The 23,083-nt window shown below is 66.6% G+C and carries 21 protein-coding genes; 7 read left to right on the plus strand and 14 right to left on the minus strand.

The annotated features are described in order from the left end of the window. Window positions 1–4: 4 nt before the first annotated feature. From LAQ73_RS07940 to LAQ73_RS07980, 9 genes are all read right to left on the minus strand, one after another. A complete protein-coding gene (locus LAQ73_RS07940) occupies window positions 5–1,627 on the minus strand; it encodes a dihydrolipoamide acetyltransferase family protein (RefSeq protein WP_224270686.1) in 1,623 nt (540 codons plus the stop codon). Between the two features lie 3 nt (window positions 1,628–1,630). Next, window positions 1,631–2,623 carry an alpha-ketoacid dehydrogenase subunit beta gene (locus LAQ73_RS07945; RefSeq protein ID WP_224270687.1) on the minus strand — a complete coding sequence of 331 codons (993 nt, stop codon included), beginning with the start codon at window positions 2,621–2,623 and terminating at the stop codon, window positions 1,631–1,633. Next, window positions 2,623–3,726, minus strand: a complete 1,104-nt coding sequence (gene pdhA, locus LAQ73_RS07950; RefSeq protein WP_224270688.1) for a pyruvate dehydrogenase (acetyl-transferring) E1 component subunit alpha — start codon at window positions 3,724–3,726, stop codon at window positions 2,623–2,625. Before pdhA ends, LAQ73_RS07945 begins: the two co-directional genes overlap by 1 nt. 378 nt (window positions 3,727–4,104) lie before the next feature. Further along, window positions 4,105–5,472, minus strand: coding sequence for a M20/M25/M40 family metallo-hydrolase (locus LAQ73_RS07955; RefSeq protein WP_224270689.1), 1,368 nt, complete (start codon window positions 5,470–5,472; stop codon window positions 4,105–4,107). A 71-nt stretch (window positions 5,473–5,543) separates the two neighbouring features. Next, a complete protein-coding gene (locus LAQ73_RS07960; RefSeq protein WP_224270690.1) occupies window positions 5,544–5,735 on the minus strand; it encodes a hypothetical protein in 192 nt (63 codons plus the stop codon). Window positions 5,736–5,856: 121 nt separating this feature from the next. Then, window positions 5,857–6,789 carry a lipoyl synthase gene (gene lipA, locus LAQ73_RS07965; RefSeq protein ID WP_224270691.1) on the minus strand — a complete coding sequence of 311 codons (933 nt, stop codon included), beginning with the start codon at window positions 6,787–6,789 and terminating at the stop codon, window positions 5,857–5,859. A 68-nt stretch (window positions 6,790–6,857) separates the two neighbouring features. Next, a complete protein-coding gene (gene otsB / locus LAQ73_RS07970; protein ID WP_224270692.1) occupies window positions 6,858–7,697 on the minus strand; it encodes a trehalose-phosphatase in 840 nt (279 codons plus the stop codon). Beyond that, a complete protein-coding gene (locus tag LAQ73_RS07975; protein WP_224270693.1) occupies window positions 7,694–9,232 on the minus strand; it encodes an alpha,alpha-trehalose-phosphate synthase (UDP-forming) in 1,539 nt (512 codons plus the stop codon). The genes otsB and LAQ73_RS07975 overlap by 4 nt, the downstream gene beginning before the upstream one ends. Beyond that, window positions 9,229–9,639, minus strand: coding sequence for a hypothetical protein (locus LAQ73_RS07980; RefSeq protein ID WP_224270694.1), 411 nt, complete (start codon window positions 9,637–9,639; stop codon window positions 9,229–9,231). Before LAQ73_RS07980 ends, LAQ73_RS07975 begins: the two co-directional genes overlap by 4 nt. Before the next feature lie 178 nt (window positions 9,640–9,817). Here LAQ73_RS07980 and LAQ73_RS07985 point away from each other — a divergent pair, with 178 nt between their 5' ends. The 3 genes from LAQ73_RS07985 to LAQ73_RS07995 all read left to right on the plus strand — a co-directional run bounded on the left by LAQ73_RS07985 (window position 9,818) and on the right by LAQ73_RS07995 (window position 14,517). Then, complete coding sequence (locus tag LAQ73_RS07985) at window positions 9,818–10,489, plus strand: helix-turn-helix domain-containing protein (RefSeq protein ID WP_224270695.1); 672 nt, start codon at window positions 9,818–9,820, stop codon at window positions 10,487–10,489. A 107-nt stretch (window positions 10,490–10,596) separates the two neighbouring features. Next, on the plus strand, window positions 10,597–11,991 hold the full coding sequence (locus LAQ73_RS07990; RefSeq protein WP_224270696.1) for an MATE family efflux transporter: 1,395 nt from the start codon (window positions 10,597–10,599) through the stop codon (window positions 11,989–11,991). A gap of 189 nt (window positions 11,992–12,180) precedes the next feature. Next, a complete protein-coding gene (locus LAQ73_RS07995) occupies window positions 12,181–14,517 on the plus strand; it encodes a DEAD/DEAH box helicase (protein ID WP_224270697.1) in 2,337 nt (778 codons plus the stop codon). 15 nt (window positions 14,518–14,532) lie between these two features. On the opposite strand, the gene LAQ73_RS08000 is transcribed toward LAQ73_RS07995, so the two are convergent. Continuing rightward, window positions 14,533–15,189, minus strand: a complete 657-nt coding sequence (locus LAQ73_RS08000) for an HAD family hydrolase (RefSeq protein ID WP_224270698.1) — start codon at window positions 15,187–15,189, stop codon at window positions 14,533–14,535. A 268-nt stretch (window positions 15,190–15,457) separates the two neighbouring features. Then, complete coding sequence (locus tag LAQ73_RS08005) at window positions 15,458–15,796, minus strand: hypothetical protein (RefSeq protein ID WP_224267766.1); 339 nt, start codon at window positions 15,794–15,796, stop codon at window positions 15,458–15,460. Window positions 15,797–16,255: 459 nt separating this feature from the next. On the opposite strand from LAQ73_RS08005, the gene LAQ73_RS08010 reads away from it, so the two are divergent. Next, a complete protein-coding gene (locus tag LAQ73_RS08010) occupies window positions 16,256–16,633 on the plus strand; it encodes a PGF-CTERM sorting domain-containing protein (RefSeq protein WP_224267767.1) in 378 nt (125 codons plus the stop codon). A gap of 50 nt (window positions 16,634–16,683) precedes the next feature. Here LAQ73_RS08010 and LAQ73_RS08015 read toward each other — a convergent pair whose 3' ends face one another. The 3 genes from LAQ73_RS08015 to LAQ73_RS08025 all read right to left on the minus strand — a co-directional run bounded on the left by LAQ73_RS08015 (window position 16,684) and on the right by LAQ73_RS08025 (window position 19,226). Then, window positions 16,684–17,280, minus strand: a complete 597-nt coding sequence (locus LAQ73_RS08015) for a TetR/AcrR family transcriptional regulator (RefSeq protein WP_224267768.1) — start codon at window positions 17,278–17,280, stop codon at window positions 16,684–16,686. Between the two features lie 64 nt (window positions 17,281–17,344). Next, window positions 17,345–18,208: an ABC transporter permease subunit gene (locus LAQ73_RS08020; RefSeq protein WP_224267769.1), complete on the minus strand. Its 864-nt coding sequence runs from the start codon at window positions 18,206–18,208 to the stop codon at window positions 17,345–17,347. Further along, the gene (locus LAQ73_RS08025; RefSeq protein WP_317988500.1) at window positions 18,201–19,226 is read right to left on the minus strand and encodes an ABC transporter ATP-binding protein; all 1,026 of its coding nucleotides are present in this window, start codon (window positions 19,224–19,226) and stop codon (window positions 18,201–18,203) included. Before LAQ73_RS08025 ends, LAQ73_RS08020 begins: the two co-directional genes overlap by 8 nt. A 146-nt stretch (window positions 19,227–19,372) precedes the next feature. Between LAQ73_RS08025 and LAQ73_RS08030 the strand changes: the two genes are divergently transcribed. The 3 genes from LAQ73_RS08030 to LAQ73_RS08040 all read left to right on the plus strand — a co-directional run bounded on the left by LAQ73_RS08030 (window position 19,373) and on the right by LAQ73_RS08040 (window position 22,993). Continuing rightward, window positions 19,373–20,122: a topoisomerase DNA-binding C4 zinc finger domain-containing protein gene (locus LAQ73_RS08030; RefSeq protein WP_224267770.1), complete on the plus strand. Its 750-nt coding sequence runs from the start codon at window positions 19,373–19,375 to the stop codon at window positions 20,120–20,122. Between the two features lie 67 nt (window positions 20,123–20,189). Then, complete coding sequence (gene endA, locus LAQ73_RS08035) at window positions 20,190–21,245, plus strand: tRNA-intron lyase (protein ID WP_224267771.1); 1,056 nt, start codon at window positions 20,190–20,192, stop codon at window positions 21,243–21,245. Window positions 21,246–21,307: 62 nt separating this feature from the next. Next, window positions 21,308–22,993: a tryptophan--tRNA ligase gene (locus LAQ73_RS08040; protein WP_224267772.1), complete on the plus strand. Its 1,686-nt coding sequence runs from the start codon at window positions 21,308–21,310 to the stop codon at window positions 22,991–22,993. Window positions 22,994–23,083 lie beyond the last annotated feature (90 nt).

Consider the following 23,083-nt stretch of genomic DNA (forward strand, 5'->3'; position numbering starts at 1 on the left):
GAGATTATTCGAGTAGCAGGAGTTTGGGGTTACGGAGGTACTCCATCACCGTGTTCGTGAACGCTGCGGCGTCCGCGCCGTCGATGACGCGGTGGTCGATGGAGAGCGACAGCGGCAGCGTCTCCGTGGCGACGACGTCGTCGCCGTCTACGACCGGCCGCTTTTCGATGCCACCGAGTCCGAGGATGGCCGTTTCGGGGTAGTTGATTATCGGCGTGGCGTACTCGCCGCCGATGGCCCCGAAGTTCGTGATGGTGAACGTCCCGCCCTGCATCTCCTCGCGGGTCACTTTGCGCTCGCGGGCGCGGGAGGCGAGGTCGTTCACCTCCCGCGAGAGCTGCAGAATGGACTTCTTGTCGACGTTCTTCACGACGGGCACCATCAGCCCGGCGTCCGTCGCCACCGCGATGCCGATGTTGTACTCGTCCTTGACGAGTATCTCGGCGTTCTCGGGGTCGGACTCGTCGAGCGTCGAGTTCAGTATCGGGTGCTCGCGTAACCCGGCGACGATGGCCTTCATCACGAACGGCATGTACGTGAGCTTCACGTCGCGCTCGGCGGCGAGCTCCTTGTACTCCGCGCGCACGTCGACGAGTTCGTCGACGACGGTCGTATCGTGGTGGGTGACGTGCGGGGCGGTGTACAGCGACTTCTCCATCTGTTGGCCGATGGTGCGCCGGACGCCCCGATACGGGATGCGTTCGGCGACACCGTCTTCGGTGGCGTCCGTCGCGGACGCGCCTTCGGCCTCGCTCGCTTCCGCCGCCTCGGCGTCGGCCTGCACCTCGGCTTCGCGCGCCTCGCGCTGAGCCTGCGCGTACTGCGTCACGGCTTCGGGCGTGACGAACGCCTGGCCGTCGCGCGTCTCGTCGGTCGGCACGTCGTCGATGTTTATACTCTCCTCTTCGGCCATGCGGCGCGTCGCGGGCGCGGCGAGCGTCCGGTCGCGCCCGGCGGCCTCCACGCTCGCAGCCGACCCGTCGACGGATTCTCCGTCGTCGCGTCGGCTCACGGCCGATTTCTTCTCGCCGATAGCGGTTTCGCGCGGGCCCGAATCGCTTCCTTCGACGTCGCTGTCCATCCGGCCGTTGGCGGCCGTCTGGACGTCTGCGTCGGTGACGCGACCACCGGGGCCGCTGCCGTCGACGGACTGTATGTCGACGTTCAGTTCGCGCGCGAGGCGGCGGGCGCTCGGCGCGGCGAAGACGCGACCCTTCGGCGTCTCGGCCTTTCGGTCGGCGCTCTTCTCGGCGGACTCGCCGGCGACGGCTTCTCCGTCGCCTTCGCCGACCGCCTCGTCGCCGGTTTCGCGCTCGTCGGCCTCGCTCTCTTGAGCCTCCATCTCCGCGGAGGCGCGCTCCTCGTCCGCTGCTTCGTCGCCCTCACCCTCGACTTCGAAGGTGATGATGACGTCGCCGACGGGGACGATTTCGCCCTCTTCGGCGAGCAGTTCCTTCACCGTCCCGTTGTACGGCGACGGCACCTCAACGAGCGCCTTGTCCGTCTCCACCTCGGCGACCGCCTGGTCCTCGGTGACGGTGTCGCCGGGCTCGACGAGCCACGAGACGAGTTCGCCTTCGGCGACGCCCTCGCCGACGTCGGGTAGTTTGAACTCCTTGACTCCCATCGGTTAGAACTCCACCGCGTTGCGGATACCTTCTTCGACGCGCGCGGCGTTCGGGAGGTAGTAGTCCTCCAGCGCGTACAGCGGGTACGGCACGTCGTAGCCGGTGACGCGCTCGACCGGCGCTTCCTGGTACAGAAGCGCCTCCTCCTGGATGATGGAGGTGATTTCGCCGCCGAGGCCGCCGGATTTCGGGGCCTCGTGAACGACGACGGCGCGGCCGGTCTTCTTGAACGAGTCGACGATGGCCTCGCGGTCCAGCGGCGAGACGGTGCGGAGGTCGACGACTTCGATGTCGATTTCGCCTTCGAGGTTCTCGGCGGCCTCCATCGTCGCGCGCGTCATCGCGCCGTAGGTGAACACGGAGACGTCCGACCCCTCGCGGCGGACCGCGGCCTCGCCGATGGGCACCGTGTAGTCGTCTTCGGGGACTTCACCGCGGAACGCGCGGTAGATGAGTTTCGGTTCGAGGAAGATCACGGGATCCGGATCTCGAATCGCGGAGATGAGAAGGCCCTTCGTGTCGTGCGGGGTCGACGGCATGACGACCTTCAGGCCCGCCTCGTGCGCGTAGAACGCTTCTTTGGACTCGGAGTGGTGCTCGGGGGCGCGGATGCCGCCGCCGTACGGTGCGCGGAGCACCATCGGCAGCGTGTAGCGACCGCGCGAGCGGGTCCGGAGCCGCGACATGTGGCTCACGATCTGGTCGAACCCGGGGTACATGAAGCCGGAGAACTGAATCTCCGGGACCGGTTTCATGCCGTAGGCGGCCATGCCGACGGCCGTGCCGATGATGCCGGACTCGGCCAGCGGCGTGTCGATGACTCGGTCGTCGCCGAACTCGTCCCAGAGCCCTTCGGTGGCCCGGAAGACGCCGCCGTTCTTGCCGACGTCCTCGCCGAGGACGACGACGTCGTCGTCCGCCTGCATTTCGGTGTAGAGACCGTCCCGTACCGCCTGAACGAGCGTGAGGTTCTGCGATTGTGTTGCTTGTGCCATCAGTCTTCGAGGAAGGCTTCGTCGCCGTACTGTTCACGAATCGATTCGAATTCGGCCATCTGCTCGCGGAGGTCGCGGGGCATCTCGGCGTAGACGTGCTCGAACATCTCGGTCGGCTCCGGTCGCTCGACCGACTCGGCGGCCTTGATGGCGTCCGCGACTTCCGCCTCGACCTCCTCGCGGATGGCGTCGACGGACTCGTCGTCGAGGCGGCCCGTCTCGCGGAGGAACGCCTCCAGCCGCGGGATGGGATCTTTCGCCTTCCACTTCTCGACCTCGTCGTCGTCGCGGTAGACCGTGGGGTCGTCCGCCGTCGTGTGCGCGCCGAAGCGGTACTGGACCGCCTCGATGAGCGTCGGGCGAAGCTGTCCCTCCTCCGGGTTCTTCGCCTTTTCGACGGCCGCGTTCGTCACCTGGTACACCGCCAGCGGGTCCATGCCGTCGACCTGGACGCCGTCGATGCCGTAGGCGACGGCTTTCTGGGCGATGGTCTCGCTCGCGGTCTGCCGTTCGCGGGGCACCGAAATCGCCCACTGGTTGTTGTTACAGAAGAAGACGTTCGGCGTGTCGAAGACGCCCGCGAAGTTGACGCCCTCGTGGAAGTCCCCCTCGCTGGTCGCGCCGTCGCCGAAGTAACAGATAAAGGCCTTGTTCTCGCCTTTGAGCTTCGAGGCCCACGCCGCGCCCGTCGCGTGCGGAATCTGGCTGGCGATGGGGACGGCGACGGGGAAGATGTTGACGCCCTCGTCCATCTTGTTGCCGGCCTCGTGGCCCATCCAGTACAACAGCGTCTGCTTCAGCGGGAGGCCGCGGACGACCGCCGCGCCGTGTTCGCGGTAACTCGGGAACATCCAGTCGTCCTCCGCGAGCGCGAACGAACTGCCGATCTGCGCGCCCTCTTGGCCCGACAGCGGCGGGTACGTCCCCATCCGCCCCTGTCGCTGGAGGCTCACCGCGCGCTGGTCGAAATGCCGCGCCAACCGCATCTGCCGGTATATCTCGACGAACTCCTCGTCTTCGAGGTCGGGAACCTCACCGACGACGGAGCCGTCTTCGTCCAGTACCCGAACCATCTCGTCGGGGTCACGCTGTAACGTGCTCACGGGAGAACCCACCTGCACATGGTCGAACAGTCTCCCGCCCGAGTTATAGGGTTTTCGTAAATAATTTACTATAGTCAGAAATTCTGCCTCCCACGTCGAATCTGTCCACGACGCCGCAGAAAAATTTCTACTTCAAAATATCTGTCGGGCCGACTAGCCGATTCCAGTGATTATCTCTCCACATTCCGGAGTATAATGGACAAATGGGAAGGATTGCTTCGCATCTGCGAGGTGCCACGACAACGACTCACGCGAGAGGCCGTCTCACGGTGCCTACCGCCCGAAGACGGTCACCCCACTTTCGCCTCCGACCCCCGACCCGCGACGGCCGATTCGGCGCGTCTGGGCTCCGTTTATATACGGCTCCCGTCTCGGTCGCTACTCTACCGCACCGTCGTACCGCTGGACGACGTCGAAGACGGCGTCGGTGCCGAACTCGACGGCTTCGACGGGGATGCGCTCGTCGGCGGCGTGGACGAGTGACTGAAAGTCGAACTCCGAGGGGAGATCCATCGGCGTGAAGCCGTAGCTCTGGACGCCGATTCGCGCGAAGATGCGCCCGTCCGTGGCCGCCGGGAGCACGTACGGCACCGGAACCGCCTCCTCGTCGGCGTCGCGGAGCACCTCGTCCAAGAGGGGAAACAGCCCCAGATCCGTTTCCTCGGGTCCCTTCTCGAAGCGTTCCACCTCGACGTCGACGCCGTCGCCCAGCAGATCGCGGAGTTCGGCGGCCACGTCCTCGTCGGTCTGTCCCGGCAGCAGGCGGCTGTCGACGGTGAACTCGGCTCTCGCAGGGACGACGTTTATCTTGTCGCCGCCGCGGAGAATCGTCGCGTTCGCCGTGTTGTGCAACAGCGCCTCGAACGTCCCGGCTTCGTCGCCGAGCGCCGCCAGCGACTCGTCGACCGCCTCGGGGTCTTTCAGTCCCCGAAGAACCGCGGCCGTCTCGTCGTCGACCTCTTCGGCCATCCGGTCGAGCATCTCCTCGACCGGCGGCGTGAGGTGGTACGGGAGTCGCTCGCGGTCGAGTTTCACGAGCGCCTCGCCGATACGTCCGACGGCGTCGCCGCGACTCGGCCGCGAGGCGTGACCCGCGTTCCCCGTCGCGCTCACGCGAACCCAACACACCTGTTTCTCGTTGACCTGCACGGGGTAGAGGCGCGCGCCCGCCAACTCCATCGGGTAACCGCCGAACTCGCCGAGGGCGAACTCGACGCCCTCGAACAGTTCGGGGTGTTCGTCCACCAGAAACGCCGCCCCCTCGTCGCCGCCGGCTTCCTCGTCGGCGAGCAGACAGAGCACGAGGTCACCGGCGAGGTCGACGTCGTCGCGGGCCGCGCGGAGAAACGCCGCGACGAACATCGCCACACCCGACTTCATGTCGAGCGCGCCGCGGCCCCAGACGTAGCCGTCCTCCTCGACACCCGCAAACGGCGGGTGCGTCCACGCCTGGTCGCTCGTCGGCACCACGTCGACGTGGCCGTACAGCATCAATGCAGGAGAATCGCCACCTTCGATGCGAGCGACGAGGCTCGGCCGGTCCGGCGTCTGCGCGTAGAGCTCGGAGTCGATACCGGCGTCGGCCAACAGGTCGGCGGCCCACTCGATGCACGTGCGCTCGGCGCCGGGCGGGTTCGTCGTGTCGAAGCGAATCAGTTCCTGGAGGAGTTCGGCCGGGCGGTCACAGAGGCTGGCGTCGACTGTCGGCTCGCCGTCGCCGACGTACTCGCCGGGTTCGTTCGTCATCTGCCGCTACGCTCGCGTCGGGGTGTGATAAACGCTCACGCGGCGGCGATTCGGTCCGCTTCTCGCGGGACTCAGAGACGACTCTTCGACCCGCCGCCACTCGAAAACAGCCAGTACGCCCCGTAGAGCACCGCACCGAGGACGAGGAGCATCAGCACCGTCCTGACGAGGGCCGTGACCAGTCCGACGAGAAAGCCCAGCACGCTCACGGCGACGAACAGCAGGAGGAGGACGAGTGCGACGCGGAGGAGGGTGCTTGCCATAGTTCGACTTCGGTCTCGGCGTATATGACTGTTGATGCACGAGAGGGGTCTTGGAGGCGGCTCAGTTGCTCTCTGCCGCGCGCCTCCGCCCGGTTCACGGCCCTTTCCGGTCGCCGTTCGCTCATTCGGCCGCCGCTCGTGCGGCGGCCCGCGCCTGTTCGACGCTCTTGCCGTCGCGCAGGAGCGCGTCGACGAACAGCTCGCCCGCCTTGTACGACGACCGGACCATCGGCCCGGAGGCGCAGTAGAGGAAGCCGAACTCGTCCTCGGCGACGCGCCGCCACGTCTCGAAGGCGTCGGGGTGGACGTAGTCGAACACGTCGAGGTGCGAGCGAGAGGGCTGGAGATACTGGCCGAAGGTGACGATCTCCACGTCGGCTTCGCGGAGGTCCGACAGCGTCTGATAAATCTCGTGGTGGTACTCGCCGAGACCGAGCATCAGGCTCGTCTTCGTGTAGATGTCGGACTCTCTCTTCACTTGTTCGAGCACCGACAGCGACTGTTCGTAGTTCGCGCGTCGGTCCCGAACCGGCCACTGGAGGCGTTCGACCGTCTCGATGTTGTGGGCGACGACGTCCGGCTCGGCGTCGATTATCTTCCGGACGAGTCGCGGTTCGCCCTGGAAGTCCGGAATCAGCACCTCGACGAGCACCTCGGGGTCGCGTCGCTTGATTTCCCGAATCGTCTGCGCGAAGTGGCCCGCGCCCTGGTCCGGGAGGTCGTCGCGGTCCACGGAAGTCAGGACGACGTAGTCGAGGCCGATCTCGGCGACGGCTTCGGCGACGTTCGCGGGTTCGTCGGGGTCCAGCGACTCCATTCCTCCCGTCTGCACGTCGCAGAAGTTACAGCCGCGAGAACAGCGGTCGCCCATCAGCATGAACGTCGCCGTCCCCGGGCCGTCTCGGCCGCTCCAGCACTCGCCGAGGTTCGGGCAGTTCGCCTCCTCGCAGACCGTGTGGAGGTCGCGGTCGCGGAGGGTCTGCTTGATCTCGGTGAACCGGCGACCGGACGGCGGCCGCATCTTCAGCCAGTCCGGTTTCCGCCTGTAAGCCATACGTACCCCTACGGGTGGGCGTGCAAAAACGTGATGATTGTCGGGGTGGCGTCGGGGTCCTGCTTCGGTCAGTCCCACGCGTTCGTGCTGACGTAGGAGACGCCGTCGTCGGCTATCCACTGGAGCAGCGCCGCGACCTCCACGGGGCTCTCGACGGTCGCCGTCGCGCCGATGTCCTCGTCGCCGACGTAGACGCTCACGCCGCCCGCGGACGCGATGGTCTCGAACGCCGACCGGTCGCCGACGTCGTCGCCGACGTACATCGGGAGGTAGCCCTCGGCGTCGGCCGCGAAGGCGTCGACCACCGCGCCCTTGCTCGTCTTGACGTCGGGCTTTATCTCGACGATGGCGCGCCCCGACGCCGTCACCAACCGGTCGTCGCCGTGTTCGTCGACGACGTCCTCCACTCGCTCCGTCACTTCCTCGGCGCGGTCTTCGGCGCGGCGGAAGTGGACCGTCGTCGTCCAGCGTTTGTCCTCGACGGCGACGCCCTCCTCGTCGGCCAGTTCGTCTTCGAGTCTCGTGCGCACCTTCTCGACGACCGGTTCGGCCGCCTCGGCCTCGGGGTGGACTTCGATGTCGCCGTCGCCGTAGTCGGTCTCGATACCGTAGTTACCGGCGTAGGTGACGTCCTTCACGTCGACACGGTCGCGCACGTCTTCGAGGCCGCGGCCGCTGACGACGGCGAGTTTCACCCCGTGGGATTCGCGGAGCCGTTCGACCAACTCCGCGTTCGTCGGCGTTATCGTCGCCTCCTCGGGGTCGTCGACGATGGGTGCGAGCGTCCCGTCGAAGTCCAGACAGAGCAGGAGCCCCTCGTGGTCGGGCAACCGCGTCTGGAGCACGGCTATCGTCTGCGTAACGCCGTCTTCGGGTCGGAACCGCTCTCCGTCGGTCGGGTCGCTCACGATTTCGTCTCCTGTCGGTTTCGGTCGTCGGCCTGCTCGGTGTTCATCCGTCGAAGGCCCTGGACGGTGCCCAGAAGCGACGCCAGCCACGTGTCGAGGTCGTTCTCGAGGACGGACTCCCTGAGCGCGTCCATCCGTCGCTCGCGCTCGTGGTCCGGCATCGTCAGCGCCTCCTCTATCTGGTCGGCCAGCGCCGCTTCGTCGTACGGCTCGATCGTCACCGCCGTGTCGCCGAGTTCGCCGTGCGCGCCCGTCATCCGGCTCAACACCAGAACTCCGTCCTCGGTGTCGCTGTCGGATTGCGCAGCGACGTACTCCTTGGCGACGAGGTTCATCCCGTCGCGCACCGGCGTGACGAGCGCGAGGTCGCTGTGGGCGTACAGGCCGTACAGTTCCGGATTCGTCAGGTGTTCGTCGATGCGGACGACCGGCCGCCAGGAGTCGGTGGCGAACCGCTCGTTGAGGCGGTCGATGCGCTCGTCGACTTGCGACTGGAGGCGCTGGTACTCGGGGATGTCGGAGCGACTCTCGGTCGCCTTCTGGACGTACGTCAGCCGTTCGCGCCACTCGGGACGCGTCTCGAACAGGTGATAGAGCGCGTCGAGGCGCTCCGGAATCCCCTTCGTGTAGTCGAGCCGGTCGACGCCGACGGCGACGTGGGAGCCCTCCGGGATTCCGTACTCGGCTTTGAACTCCGACCAGAACGACCCGTCTCGCTCGCCGGCCAACCTGCCGATGCGTTCGGCGTCGACGCCGAGCGGGAACGCTCGAACGAGCGTCGTCTCGCCGTCGTACTCGACTTCGCCGCTGTCGGTGTCGACGCGGGCGTCCTCGAAGCACGCGTCGACGCAGCCGAGGAAGTTCTCGACGTAGCGCTCGGTGTGAAAGCCGATGAGGTCGTTGGCGAGCAGCCCGTCGAGCAGTTCGTGCCGCTGCGGACAGACGCGGAACGTGTCCCACGTCGGCCACGGGATGTGCCAGAACTGGAACAGCGTCGTCTCCGGAAGCGCCGCTCTCGCGTACGAGGGAGCGAGCGCGAGGTGATAATCCTGGAACCAGACGACAGACTCCTCGTCGGCCTGCTCGACGACGGCCTCGGCGAACTGCTCGTTCACCGTTTTGTACCGCGACCAGAAGCGGTCCTCGAAGTTCGTCTTTCCGATGAGGTCGTGACAGAGCGGCCACAGCACCTGGTTGCTGTAGCCGTAGTAGTACTCGTCGACGGCGTCCTCAGAGAGCCACACCCGGCGGAGCGTGTAATTGGGGTCGTCGGGCGGAACGCGGACGCAGTCGTTCTCGTCGGTCACCTCGGCGTCGGCGTCGCCGTCGCCCCAGGCGATCCAGGTGCCGTCTATCTGCTGCATTACCGGGTCCAGTCCTGCGGTGAGGCCGCCGACCGGGCGGTCGACGACGATTTCGCCGTCCTCGTGGCGGTGGCTGTACGGCTGGCGGTTCGAGACCAACACCAGCGAGGACTCGAAGGCATCGATGGGCGTCTCGGTGATAGCCGTCGACTCGGAAGCGTCGGGAGTCATCCTCGCTCCACCCGCGGTGATGCGTTCGCGGCGTTCCCGGCGTTCGCGGCGTCCGCGATGTTTGTGATGCTGGCGACGGTTCCGACGTCCGGGTGCGTCATCGTGCCCGCGACGTCTCCGTCGGTGAGGGCGTCGGCGGTCGCTCCGCCCTCCAGTCGACGCATCCAGTCGTACACCGCGTCGAGCGCTTCCTCTTTGGAGGTGACGTACCGGACTCTCCGTTGGTCGACTACCTCCCCGACGGACTCGCGACACCGAATCTCCCACCGCCGCCCGAAGCGTTGCGGCGTCGCGACCCGTTCGGCTTCCACCCGAAGACCGTTTCGTTCGAACGCTATTGCCTTGCCCGGCGCACGTACCCACTCGTTCGGCACTCGTCCCTCGATAAACTCTCTGAGTGCGTCCATTACGGTAGTATATACCACACCGACGAGAGGGATGCTGATTGTGCCTGTATATACGCGCACTTTCAACCAAGGGTAATAATAGTGAATATATGTCTACGTGACTGTCCTACCGGGCGACATTCGTCGTTCACGTGGGTTCGCCAGCAGGTTCAATTCCGTGCGCACCAACCGTATCTACATGAGTACTATTGCGGAGGTCGAACTTCCCGCAAACGAGTTCGCGCTTTGTCAGACGCTCGATTCGGTTCCGGACGCCGAGTTCGAGGTCGTCCGACTCGCCGCCCACGGCGCCGACCACGTAATGCCGTACGTCCGCGTCTCCGGAACCGACGCCGATCCGATGAATGAGGCGCTGGAGGACGACCCGAGCATCGAAGACGCCGAACTGCTCGACGACCTCGGCGACGAGCTCCTCTACCGGATGAACTGGATCGACAACATCCACGTCATCATGCACGTCCTCCTCGACGAGGGTGGGACTATTATGGAGATGTACGGACAGAACAACCGGTGGCACCTCCGCATCCTCTTTCCGACCCGGGACACGCTCTCTGCGACCCACGAGTTCTGTACCGACAAGGGGTTGACGTTCTCCATCAAGAACATCTACGACCTGAAGCAGTCGACGGGTCGCGGCGAGTTCGGACTCACCGAGGACCAGTACACCGCACTCGTCACGGCGGTCGAACGCGGCTACTTCGACGTCCCGCGCGACGTAACGATGGGCGAACTCGCCGCCGAACTCGACGTCTCCCAACAGGCGCTCTCCGAACGCCTCCGACGCGGGCACAAGACGCTCGTCGAGAGCGCACTCCGCGTCGGCGACGCGGCGTCCGGCGACGACTCCTGAGCCGAACTTGTTCTTTTCGTTACGTTCTTTTGTTCATGAATATCTAACGGTTACCCACGGACCGGCAGAGATTTATTATGCATGAAGAATGAGAGAACGATAACACGATGTTCGACCTCACAACAGAGGACATCACGGAGGGGTCGATATCCCGTGCGTTGGTCGTCCTCGCTGCCCCGCTCGTCATCCAGAGCCTCACGCAGGTCGTCCAGCAGTTGGTCGACGTGTTCTGGCTCGGCCGCTACGGCGAGAACGCCGTCGCCGCCGTCGGGTTGAACTACCCGATAATCAGCATCGCCGTCGTCCTCGTCACGCTCGCGCCGTTCGTCGGCACGCAGGTCATCGTCTCCCAGCGCGTCGGCGGCGACGACACCGCCGGTGCGAGACGCGTCGCCTTCCACGGGACGACGCTGGCGCTCGCCTTCGCCCTCGTCGTCGGCGCAGTCACGTACGTCGCCGCACCCTCTATCGTCCGCCTCGTCGGTGCCGACCCCACCTTCGCCGAGATGGCGGCGGTGTACCTGGCGACGTACGCGCTCGGGATGCCGTTCGTCGCCGTCAGCGACACGCTCGAAGGCGCGTTCACCGGGTGGGGCGACTCCCGCGCCGCCCTCTACGTCACGCTCGTCACCGTCGTGACGAACCTCGTTCTCGACCCGTTTCTCATCCTCGGCCTCTGGGTGTTTCCGGAGATGGGCGTCGAGGGCGCGGCGCTGGCGACGGTGGCGGGATTCGCCGCCGGTATGGCGCTCGCCATCGCGCTGGCCGTCGGCCCGCGCGACACGTTCTCGCTGTCGCTGGCCGACGTCGGCTTCGACCCCGCCGAGTACCGCGAGATCCTCGACGTCGGCGGGCCGCTGGTCGGTCAGCGAATCGCCCAAGACGCCGTCCGCGTCTTCATCGTCGGCATCGTTGCCGTCGCCGGGGGTGCGGCCGGACTCGTCGCCTACACCGTCGGCGCTCGCATCGCCAGCATCGCGTTTATCCCCGCGGGCGGCCTCCAGCAGGCCTCCCAGAGCATCATCGGCCAGAACCTCGGTGCGGAGAAGCCCGAGCGTGCGAACCGGACGACGTGGACCGGCGTCGCCATAGCCGCGGTCGCTCTGGGTCTCGTCGGTGCCGGGCAGTGGTTCGTCCCCGAACCGCTGACGATGCTGTTCGTCCCCCACATCTCGGAGGCCGCGCTCACGCTGACCGTGCAGTATCTCCAGATTCTCGCGCTCGGCTACTGGGCGCTCGGCGCGACGTACCTCTTCCTCGGCGGCTTCAACGGGGCGCGGAAGACGAAAACGAGTCTCGTCGTCTCGCTCGCCCAGTACTGGGGGGTTCGGCTCCCGATCGCCGCCCTCGGCGTCTACGCGTTCGGCGCGGGTGTTTCCGCCGTCTTCTGGGCGGTGACGCTCTCGAACGTCACGGCCGCCGTCGGCGCGGGTGCGTACTACTACTACACGACGAGCGACGGCATGTTCGAGCGAGCCGTCGCCGTCGCCAGCGCGGACTGAGCGAGCGCCCCTCGCGCGACTTCTGCAGCTCCGTCCCGACCGACCTCCCGCCGACGCTCCGAACGGGCTCCGCCTCGGATTCGGTAAGGAAACGCCTTTGTCGCCGCGGTGCCGGATTCCGGCTATGACCCGCTCTCCGCGTCTTCCGACACGTCCGCTCCGGTGCTCGAACCCGATGGTGAGCGCCGAATGAAGGTCGCCGAGGCGATTCCGGAGTTCGCCGACGCGTTCGGCTTCGAGGAGTTCAACCGGATGCAGCGGGAGGCGCTGCCCGCCATCATGGAGCGCGAGGAGAACCTCGTCGCCAGCGCGCCCACCGCCAGCGGCAAGACCGCCCTCGCCGAACTCGCCATCTGTAAGTGCCTCCGCGACGGCGGGACGGCGCTGTTCGTCGCTCCGCTTCGCGCGCTGACGAACGAGAAGGAGGCGGAGTGGGACCGCTTCGAGTCGATGGGCTACTCGGTGTACGTCGTCACCGGCGAGCGCGACCTGAACCCGCGGCGCGCCGAGCGCGCCGACATCCTCGTGATGACGCCCGAGAAAACCGACTCGGCGACGCGGAAACACGACTCCGCGCGCTACTCGTTCATCGCCGACGTGAGCTGCTGCGTCATCGACGAGGTCCACCTGCTCGACTCCGAATCCCGCGGCGGCGTCCTCGAAGTGACCATCTCCCGCCTGCGACGCATCTGCGACCCGCGCGTCGTCGCGCTGTCGGCGACGATGCCGAACGTCGACGACGTGGCGGCGTGGCTCGACGCGGTCCCCGAAACGACGTTCGAGTTCGGCGACGACTACCGGCCCGTCGACCTGCACGCGAGCGTCCAGACGTACACCCACGGCGAGAACTCCTTCGCGGACAAGTACCGTCGACTCTACCGCGCGCTGGACTTAGCCGAACCGCACATCCGCGACGGCGGGCAGTCGCTTGTCTTCGTCGCCTCCAGACAGGACGCCGTGATGGCCGCCGCCAAAGCCCGCGACGAGATCGGCCAGCGCGACATCCCTATCGGCTCCCGCGGCGACTACGACTTTCACACCGACGCCAAGGAACTGAAGAACGACAGCCTCCGGAAGGCCGTGCTCGACGGCGTCGGCTTCCACCACGCCGGACTCGCCAAGGAGGACAGAAACCGCGTCGAACAGTGGTTCAAAGAGGGGAAAATTCAGCTCCTCTTCTCGACGTCGACGCTCGCGTGGGGCGTCAACCTCCCGGCGCGCTGCGTCGTCATCCGTGACACGAAACACCACGACCCGCTAGAGGGCGACGTGGATATCAGCCCCCTCGACGTGCTCCAGATGCTCGGTCGCGCGGGACGGCCCGGCTACGACGACGTGGGCTACGGCTGGGTCGTCTGCGACCGCTCAGAGGCCGACAAGTATCGGCGACTGCTGAAGGAAGGAAAGGAGATCGAGTCGCGTCTCGCCTCCGACCTCGACTCGCATCTCAACGCCGAAATCGCGATGGGTACCATCGCCGATTTGGACGACGTGATGTCGTGGCTGGAGACGACGTTCTACTACGTCCGCGCCGGGTCCAAACCCGCCGACTACGACTTCGAGGGACTCCGCGAGCGCGTGCGCGACACGCTGGAGACGCTCGTCGACCGCGGCTTCGTCGAGACCGACGAGAGCCTCGCCGTGAACCCGACGACGCTCGGTCGCCTCGCCTCGAAGTACTACCTTCGCCTCGAAACCTCCCGACGCTTCGCGGACCTCGCCGACCGCGACCGAATCGCCGTCGACGACGTGTTGGAAACCGTCGCGGGCGCGTCCGAGTTCGACAGCGTGTCGGCGCGACAGGCCGAACAGGACGCCCTCGACTCCGTTCTCACCGGCGTCGACACGCACCTCGAAGACGGGAATCGAAAAGTGCTCGCCATCCTCCACGCGGGGATGGCCGGGTCGACGCCCGCCGACCTCAGAAGCGACGCGTGGGTCATCAGACAGAACGCGCTGCGACTGCTGGCGGCGCTGCGGGAGTTCCTCGACGAGTTCTCGGGGCCGCGGACGGCGAACCTCGCCCGTCGCATCGAGGCGCGGGTCGAACACGGCGTCAGCCGCGACGCGGCGGCGTTGACCGCCGTCGACGGCATCGGCCCGACCCGCGCGAGCAAGTTAGCGACCGGCGGCCTCGCGTCGCCGGCGGACGTGGTCGACGCCGGCGTCGAGGAACTGACCCGCGCGGGGCTCTCCGACGGCGTCGCCGAACGCGTCGTCGAACGCGCGAAGTCGCTGCCGCGACTCGAAATCGAGTGGGGCGCGTTCCCCAAATCCATCTCGAAGGGCGAAAACGATATGCGCGAGGTGACGGTGAGAAACGTCGGCGGCGCGGCGCGGACGGGCCTGCGCGTCACCGTTAACGGCGTCGAGATGAGCCAGAAGACGGTCTACCTCTCGGACCAGACGACGGTGCCGGTCGCCGTCTTCGGCGCGCAGGACGAACTGGAGTTCCGCATCGAGGCGGCGTTCCCCGAACTGCCGCTCGCGCCCGTCGCCGACTCGCGCACCGTCGTCGTCGAGTGACCTCGCTCTCTCGCCTCAGCGTTCGGGGTCGGTTCGCGCGAGCAGTTCCTTTCTGAGTTCCGTGGGGCCTTCGACCACCGTGTCCGCCGCCGAGAGGTCGGCGTCGGCGTTTATCTCCGTCCGGTAGCCGAGGACGTGCGCCCCGGCGCGCTGGGCCGACCGCGCGCCGTTCGTCGAATCCTCGACGACGGCGCAGTCTTCGGGGGTGAGGTTCAGTCGCTCGGCGGCGGTCTCGTAGATGACCGGCTCGGGCTTGCCGGGGCCGTCGATGTCCTCGGCGCTCAACACGAGGTCGAGCGGGTCGATGCCGAACCGCTCGCGGACCATGGCTATCCACGACTGCGGCGAGGAGGAGACGATGGCGACGGCGACGCCGCGGTCACGAAGCGTGTCCAGAAGCGCGTCGAACCGCGGCATCACGGAGACTTTCTCGGTGTATATCTCCTCGGCGGCGTCTTCATAGATGGCGACGAACTCGTCTCTGTCGACGGTGACCTCGTACTCGGCGGCGAGGTAGTCGTATATCTCGCGGTAGTTCATCCCCGTTATCTCGTCGCGCTCGGGCGGCTCGCCGGCGACGACGTCGGCGAAGATGACCTCGTCCTCGATCTCGTGCCAGAACTCCTCGGAGTCGACGATGACTCCGTCCATGTCGAACAGAACCGCGTCCATACCGCTCAGGTCACGGTCCGAACTCATAGCTCTGGGGGCTGGCCCCTGATAAGACGGGCTTACTCGTTCGTTCGCTCGGAACAGTATATCTCAGTAACATCTGCGGTTCTGAAACCCTGAAAACAAAACTCTTAACGGCTCTATATCGGTTTTTCGCCCAGCGTTGCAGATGTGGGGTTGTCCATAACAAAGCCCGTTCCACCGGTTCTGGCAGACATCGAGACCGGTCGGTGCGACGACGCGCACCGGCCCGCTGCGCCCACTCATGTCACGAACACGCTTCATCACGGTCTGTCTCGTCGTGTTGCTCTGTTTGACCGTCTCGCTCTCGCCTGCGGTGTCGACGGCGACGCTCGGCCCCGACGCCGACGGCGGTCCGACGGTACAGCAAGTCGACGGTGGCGAAGGAGACGACGATAGTGACGACGAAGACGAGGACGACGACGGAGACGACGAAGAAGATGGTGGCGATGACGAAGGAGAGGATGATGACGACGACGGTGACGAAGAAGGCGACGAAGCAGAAGACGAGGATGATGACGACGACGGTGACGACGATGACGATGGACAGGGCGACAACGGGAACGGAGACGGCCCGCCTGACCACGCCGGAAACGGACCGGGGAACGACGGTAGCGGCAACGGTCCGCCGGACCACGCCAACAATCCAGACGGCGGGGACGATGGCGACAGAGCCGCCGCGGTAGACGAGGATGACGACGAGTCGAACGCCCCGAAGTCGGCACCAAAACAGCAGGAGACGCCGACGGGCACACCGACGTCGGCCCCGACGAACACACCGACGAGTACGCCGACTTCGACACCGACGAGTACGCCGACTTCGACACCGACGAGCACGCCGACTTCAACACCAACGAGTACGCCAACGTCAACGCCGACAAACACGCCGACGTCGACCCCCACCTCGACGAGTACGCCGACGTCGACCCCCACCTCGACGAGTACGCCGACGTCGACCCCGACGAGCACCCCGACGGCCACCGACTCGCCGACGTCCACTCCCACGACCACCGACCAGAACCAGAGTTCGTCGGGCACCGTCGGAGTGGTTAACCTCTCGGCGACCCGGTCGACGGTCCCCTCGGGCGAGCCGGTAACGTTCGTCGCGACGCTCCAGAATCCGACTTCGCAACCGGCGAACCACACCGTTCGCCTCCGCCTGTTCGGTGAAGTCGCGGACGTGAAGACGGTCACCGTTCCCGCGGGCGGGACGGCGACGGTTCAGTTCACCCGGACCATCCTCGCAACGGGCGAGCACACCGCTCGCGTCGGCGACCAGACGGCCACCGTCACCGTCACCGAGTCGCAGGTCGCCACCGACGACCCCGAGACGACGAGTTCGACGGGCGTCCCCGGATTCGGCGTCGGCGTCACGCTCGCGGCGTTGCTGGCGGTCGCGGCGCTCGCGCTCCGGCGCGAGTGAGCGTCGGTACCGATATCGAGACCGGCGCGGAAGCCAACGCGGCCGTCGACCTACCCGCGGTCGGCGGTCACCCCGACGGCGACGACGTCGATGAGCGCGTCGCGGACGCGGTCGTAGTCGTCGAACTCCTCGCGGTACAGCGTCACGAACGTCGCCGCGCGGAGCACGTCGGCGACGATGTCCGGGTCCTCATCGGCCAACAGTCCCGTTTGCTTCCACTGCTGGAGGAACGACCGCAGCAGCGCCGTCTTCTGCGCGCGGGCGTCGGCGGCCTCTGCGTCGGAGAACTGCGACTGCAACCAACCCAGTTCGTCCTCGCTGACGAGCGCGCGAATCAGCGGGTTCGTCTCCAGCTCCCGTATGATTACGTCTAACAGCGTCCGAATCCCGGATTCGGCGTCGTCGACGTCCGAGAGCGCTTCGCGGAGCGTCCCGATAAGTCGCTCCCCCTCGCCTTCGAGGATATGGAGGTAGAGGGCCTCCTTCGAGTCGAAGAACTGGTAGAACGTGCTCGGCGCGATGCCCACCGCGTCCGTGAGGTCGGCGATGGTCGTCTTGCCGAGACCGAACTGCGCGAACAGTTCGCGTCCGGCGGCGACGAGCCCCTGCTCGATGCGCTCGCGTTCGGCGTCGGTGAAGCCTCTCACCCCCCAGCCTCCGTCCCTCCGCGTCGTCTCTCTCCCCGATTCGCCCGAGGACGCTCGAAGCGGTTCACGCGAGGTCCCTCCGTCGGAACCACGCCCGCGCCGCGGCCACGAGGACGACGGTGGCACCCACTAATACCGCCGCGCCGGCGAGGCCGTACTCGCCGTTGACGAGAATCGCCGTCGGGTCGTAGTACCGCGTCGGCGCGAGCGCGCCGACCCACTCGAAGTCGGTGTTGGCCGTCACCGTCTCCAGAAGGAAGAGTCCGAAGACGACGCCGATAGCGCCGCGCTGGGCCGTGCTCGCGCGGTCGAGCGTCACCGACAGCAGGAGGCCGATGGCCGAACAGGCGAGCAGGTACGGCACCGACAGCGCGTGCGCGGCCAAGAGATCCATCACGGCGATGGGTTCGTCGACGAGCGTCGTCCCGACGAGCACCGCCGCGAAGACGACGGCGTTGACGACGAGAACCGGCACGAACATCGAGAGGAACTTGCCGACGACGACGGTGCCGCGCGGCGTCGGCGTCGACAGCAGCAGGTCCATCCGGTCGTGCTCCACGTCGTCGGCGACCAGAGAGGCCGCGCTGTAGGCGACGTACACGCCCAGGAGGAGCACCCACGCGAACTGGTACAGTTCGACGGCGAGGAATCCCTCGATGGTGGTGAGTGTCTCGACGCCGAACGCCTCCTGAAACGCCGGCGGCAACGACTGGATGTACGCGTCCAAGTCGACGCCCGACGAGGTGATGGAGGGGTAGAGACCGACGTACATTGCGGCCACGAAGGCGAGAAGCGCCGAGAGTACGACGCTCCCGCGGAGTTTTCGCCCCGCTTCGTAGCGCGCGACGGCGAGGAGTCTGTTTCCGCTCGCCGTTCGCCCGCGCTCGATCTCGGACTCGGCGGCGACTCCCGTCTCGGTCTCAGCCATCGAACTCACCTCCGGCCGTCGCCGTCTGCGGACGCGACCGCCCGCCTTCGATCTCACCCTCGTTCGCGTCCACGTCGCCGTAGAAGCGCATGAACACGTCTTCGAGCGGCGCTTCGCGGACATCGATGTCGACGACCGAGTGACGCGTCAGCTCGGTCAGGAGGGCGTCGTACTCGCCAGTGAAGGTGAACGCCAGCTCCTTTTCGTCGTGCCGCTCTCGGTCGTGGACGCCGTCGAGGGCGAACGCGTCCGCGTCGAGCGCGTCGGCGGTGCGGACCCGGACGCGCTTGCCGCTGCGGTCGAGAAGCGTCTCGACGTCTTCGAGCGCGACGAGCCGCCCGTCGCGGAGGATTCCCACTCGGTCGCAGACGCGGCGGACCTCCGCGAGCACGTGCGAGGAGAAGAACACGGTGACGCCGCGGGTCTTCTCGCCGGCGAGGAACTCGTAGAACCGCTCCTGCATCAGCGGGTCCAACCCCGAGGTCGGTTCGTCCATCACGACCAGCTCGGGGTCGTGCATGAACGCCAGCACCAACCCGAGCTTGCGCTTGTTACCGGTCGAGTACTCCTCGACGCGGCGGTCGACGGGCGCGTCGAACAGGTCGAGCAACTCATCGCTCCGCACGTCACCTTTCAGCGCCGCGTGGTAGTCGATAATCTCGCGCCCCGTCGCGCCGGGGTCGTACTCGACTTCGCTCGGGAGATAGCCGACACGCCGCTTTACCTCCAAGAGCGCCGCTTCGTCGGTCACGCCCGCGCCCAGCACCGACGCCGACCCAGAGGTGGGCGACAGAAAACCCAGCAGCGTCCGGATGGTCGTCGTCTTCCCCGCGCCGTTCGGCCCGAGGTAGCCGAACACCTCGCCCGATTCGACGGTAAAGGAGAGGTCGTCGACGGCGAGCGTTCCGTCCGGCTTCTCCTCCTCGCGCTCTTCGCGCCGATCTCGTCGGGGACGACCCGGGAGCCGTCTCCCGTCCCCGTAGCGCTTCGTCAGGCCGTGGAGTTCGATGGCTGGCATAGCTATCAGCGACACTACACGCTATGAATACATGAACAATTTGTTTTCACAGTTTTGAGGCGGTCGACCCGCCGATAGCACCGAAATCGGTTCTGGACGACGATTCGGGCGAGCGTTCAAACCCGATGACGGGACCACCCCGTCGTATGTCCGAGGAGATGCGACTCTTCGCCGGTGACTGTACCACGACGTTCGAGGGCACACGCGAACAGACCCAGCGGGGGCACGTCGTCGCGCTCGTCAAACCCGACGGGACCGTCCTCGTCCACGACGCCGACGGCTACCAGCCGGTGGCGTGGCTCACCCGCGCCGACTCGGTCACCGTCGAAGCCGACGACTCCGGGTTCGCGGTCACCGCCCGAACCGACGATCAGACGCTCCGCGTGGTCTCGAACGCGGCGACCGGTCGCGCGAGTTATCCCACCACGCCTGCGGGAATCCCGGTCGGCGACTGCCCCGACTGCGGCGGTGCGCTCGTCCGAACCGGCGGCGACGTTCGCTGTCTCGACTGCGGGGCGTCGCACTCGCTGCCCGCGGGTGCGGCGGTGCTCGACGAGACGTGCGACGACTGCGGCCTCCCGCTGATGCGCGTCGAACGGGGGACCACCTTCGAGTGCTGTATCGACTACTCGTGCGAGTCACTGGACGACCTCGTGCGCGAGGAGTTCGACCGCGAGTGGAGCTGCCCGGACTGCGGGTCGGACCTTCGGGTGCGCCGGGCGGGCGGCGGTCCCCTGCTCGCGGGGTGCGACGACTACCCCGCCTGCGACACCGCGTTCACGATTCCGGCGGGCGTCGTCGTCGACGACTGCGACTGCGGCCTCCCGGTGTTCGAAACGGCGCGCGGGCGACGCTGTCTCGACGGCACGTGCGAGCGGTTTCGACCCGAGACCTGAGTCGAGATTCGAAAGACGGCGGCGTACGACCGCAGACACTATGTCGTCGCCGCGCGGCCGATAGCGTATGCACGGTCACGCACGCGACGACGCCGTCCGTGTCGGCGGGAACGCCCGCCAACAGTTCCACGACGCGCGCGGCTACGGCGCTCCGGTCGAGGGAAACGAGATAGACCTCGCGCCGGTCGAAGCCGCTCACCTCCTCTATCGGGGTGACCTCGACAGCGTCGACGGCGACGGTTTCCGAGAGTTTTTCGTCTCGACGGCCGAGGAAAAGCCGCGGTTTGCGCTGCAGTTTCTCGTCTACGCCGACCTCCGCGAGCGGGGATTCTACCTCTCGCCCGCCCGCGAGCCGTGGGTCGAGATCGACGCCGCGGGCGACCCCGACTGCGACTTCGTCGTCTTTCCCCGCGGCAAGGACGCCGACGACGGCGTCGTCGAACACCGCGTCCGCGTCGTCGGCGAGCGCGCCTCCGTCGTCGCCGCCGAGATGGCAGGGTACGTGTTCGCCGTCGTCGACGAGGAGAGCGAACTGACGTATCTGGAGGCGACCGAGCACACCTACGACGGCGAGACGACGTACGAGTTGCCGACGAATCTGGAGGGCGTCCTCCTCGACGACCGAGCGGTCTGCTGGAACGCGCCCGCGGACCTCTTCGAGTCCGGATTCTACGGCCAGCCGCTGACCGGCCGCGACGCGGCTATCGAGGGCGCGGTCCAGCTCTCGCTGCTCGAAGCGGCGTCGCTCGTCGCCGACGACGCGCTCGCGCTCGGCACCGCCGACGACTACGCCGCCGTCGTCGAACGCGGCCGCACGGTCGAAGGCGAGCGCTTCGACCGTCGACTCCGCGTGTACGACGCGCTGCGCGAGCGAAACGTCGTTCCCAAGACCGGCTTCAAGTTCGGCGCGGATTTCCGGACGTACGCCTCCGTCGACTCCGTCGAGGAGCTCGGGCACTCCGAGACGCTCGTTCGCGTCGTTCGACCAGACCACTCCTTCGCGCCGCGGGACCTCTCGCTGGACGTTCGCCTCGCCGGCGGGGTCCGGAAGCGAATGGTTTTTGCGCTGACCGACGCCAACGAAGGCATAGAGTGGCTGTCGGTCGCTCGCCTGACACCGTAGTCTTCGACGACCGATTTCACCGGGTTCACTGACGGACACCGACATTCACGAGTTCGATTTCCATGACACGCGACACCGACCCCGAGACGAGCGCCCAATCCGACGACGAGCGCGCGCGCACCGACGGTGTTTCCGACGAACAGAGCGAGTCGGAAGCCCGTCGGGAAGTGCCGCTTCCCGACGGTGGAGAGACCGAGACCGCAGGCGCAGACGACGTGGCCCTCGACCCGTGGGGCTCCTCTACCGTCTCCGACTACCGCAAACTGTTCGAGGAGTTCGGCATCGAGGAGTTCGACGAACTGCTCGACGAGGTGCCGAACCCCCACTACCTGATGCGCCGCGGCGTCATCTTCGGCCACCGCGACTACCGGCCCGTCGCCGAGGCGATGCGCGAGGGAGACGAGTTCGCCGTTCTCTCCGGTTTCATGCCGACGGGCGACCCCCACATCGGCCACAAGCTCGTCTTCGACGAGATCATCTGGCACCAAAAGCAGGGCGGCGACGCCTACGGCCTCATCGCCGACCTCGAAGCCCACTCCGCGCGCGGCCTCTCGTGGGGCAAGATAGACGAACACGCCCGCGACTACCTGCTGTCGCTCATCGCACTCGGCTTCGACGCCGAGGACGGCGAGCTCTACCGGCAGTCGGACAACCGCGTGCTGCAGGATCTCGCCTTCGAACTCGGCTCCAAAGCCAACTTCTCCGAGTTCGAGGCCATCTACGGCTTCGGCGGCGAGACGAGCGTCTCGCACATGCAGTCGGTAGTCACGCAGATGGCCGACATCCTCTACCCCCAACTCGACGAGCCGAAGCCGACAGTCATCCCGGTCGGCCCCGACCAGGATCCCCACGTCCGCCTCGCGCGCGACCTCGCCTCTCGGATGCGCTTCTTCGGCGTCACCGAAGCGTACGCGAGCTTCGAACTCGACGACCGAGAGAAAACGCTGGTCGCCGCCTGCTACGACACCTTGGACCCCACCGACTTCGACGATCACGACCTGCGTTGCGTCCACGTCGCCGAGTTCCTCGACGAGGCGACGCCCGAGAAACTCGACGCACTCGGCGTCGTCGTCGACTCCGAGACGGTCAACTCCGCGAAGGCGAAACTCGACGAGGCGGGGATGGAACCGCTCCGGCCGCGCGTCCGATTCCTCGACCGCAACGCCACCGAGGAGGCGTTCGAGGCGCTCATCGAGGCCGTCGACGGCGAGAAGCGCGTCTTCGAAGAGCACGTCGACGCCTTCGAGCTCTCCGCCGAGGAGGCCGAGGAACTCGCCCGGCAGGTCGAGATGGAGAACGGCGGCTACGGTTTCCTGCCGCCATCCTCCATCTACCACCGCTTCATGACCGGCCTCACCGGCGGGAAGATGTCCTCGTCGATTCCGGCGAGTCACATCAGTCTGCTCGACGACCCACAGGACGGCTACGACAAGGTCCGGTCGGCGACGACCGGCGGCCGCGAGACGGCCGACCTCCAGCGCGAACTCGGCGGCGAGGCCGACAAGTGTCCCGTCTACGAACTGTACGCCTACCTGCTGTCGGGCGACGACGACGAGTTCGCCAAGAGGGTGTACGACGAGTGCGTCGGCGGCGAGCGCCTCTGCGGCGGCTGTAAGGAACAGGCGGCCGAACTGATGTACGAGTTCCTCGAAGACCACCAGGAGAAACGCGAGGAGGCCGAAGAACTGCTCGACGCCCTGGATATCGACCTCGACTCGAAGCGAAGGGGTTCCGGCGGCGAGCACTGAGCGAGTCGTCTCCTGACGCGGCGAACTAGCGAAGCGTCGAACTAACCAGCCAGCCGAATTTACAGCAGAAATTATATTTATTCCTATTGT

The sequence above is a fragment of the Haloprofundus salinisoli genome (genome assembly GCF_020097815.1).
GTDB lineage: Archaea > Halobacteriota > Halobacteria > Halobacteriales > Haloferacaceae > Haloprofundus > Haloprofundus salinisoli.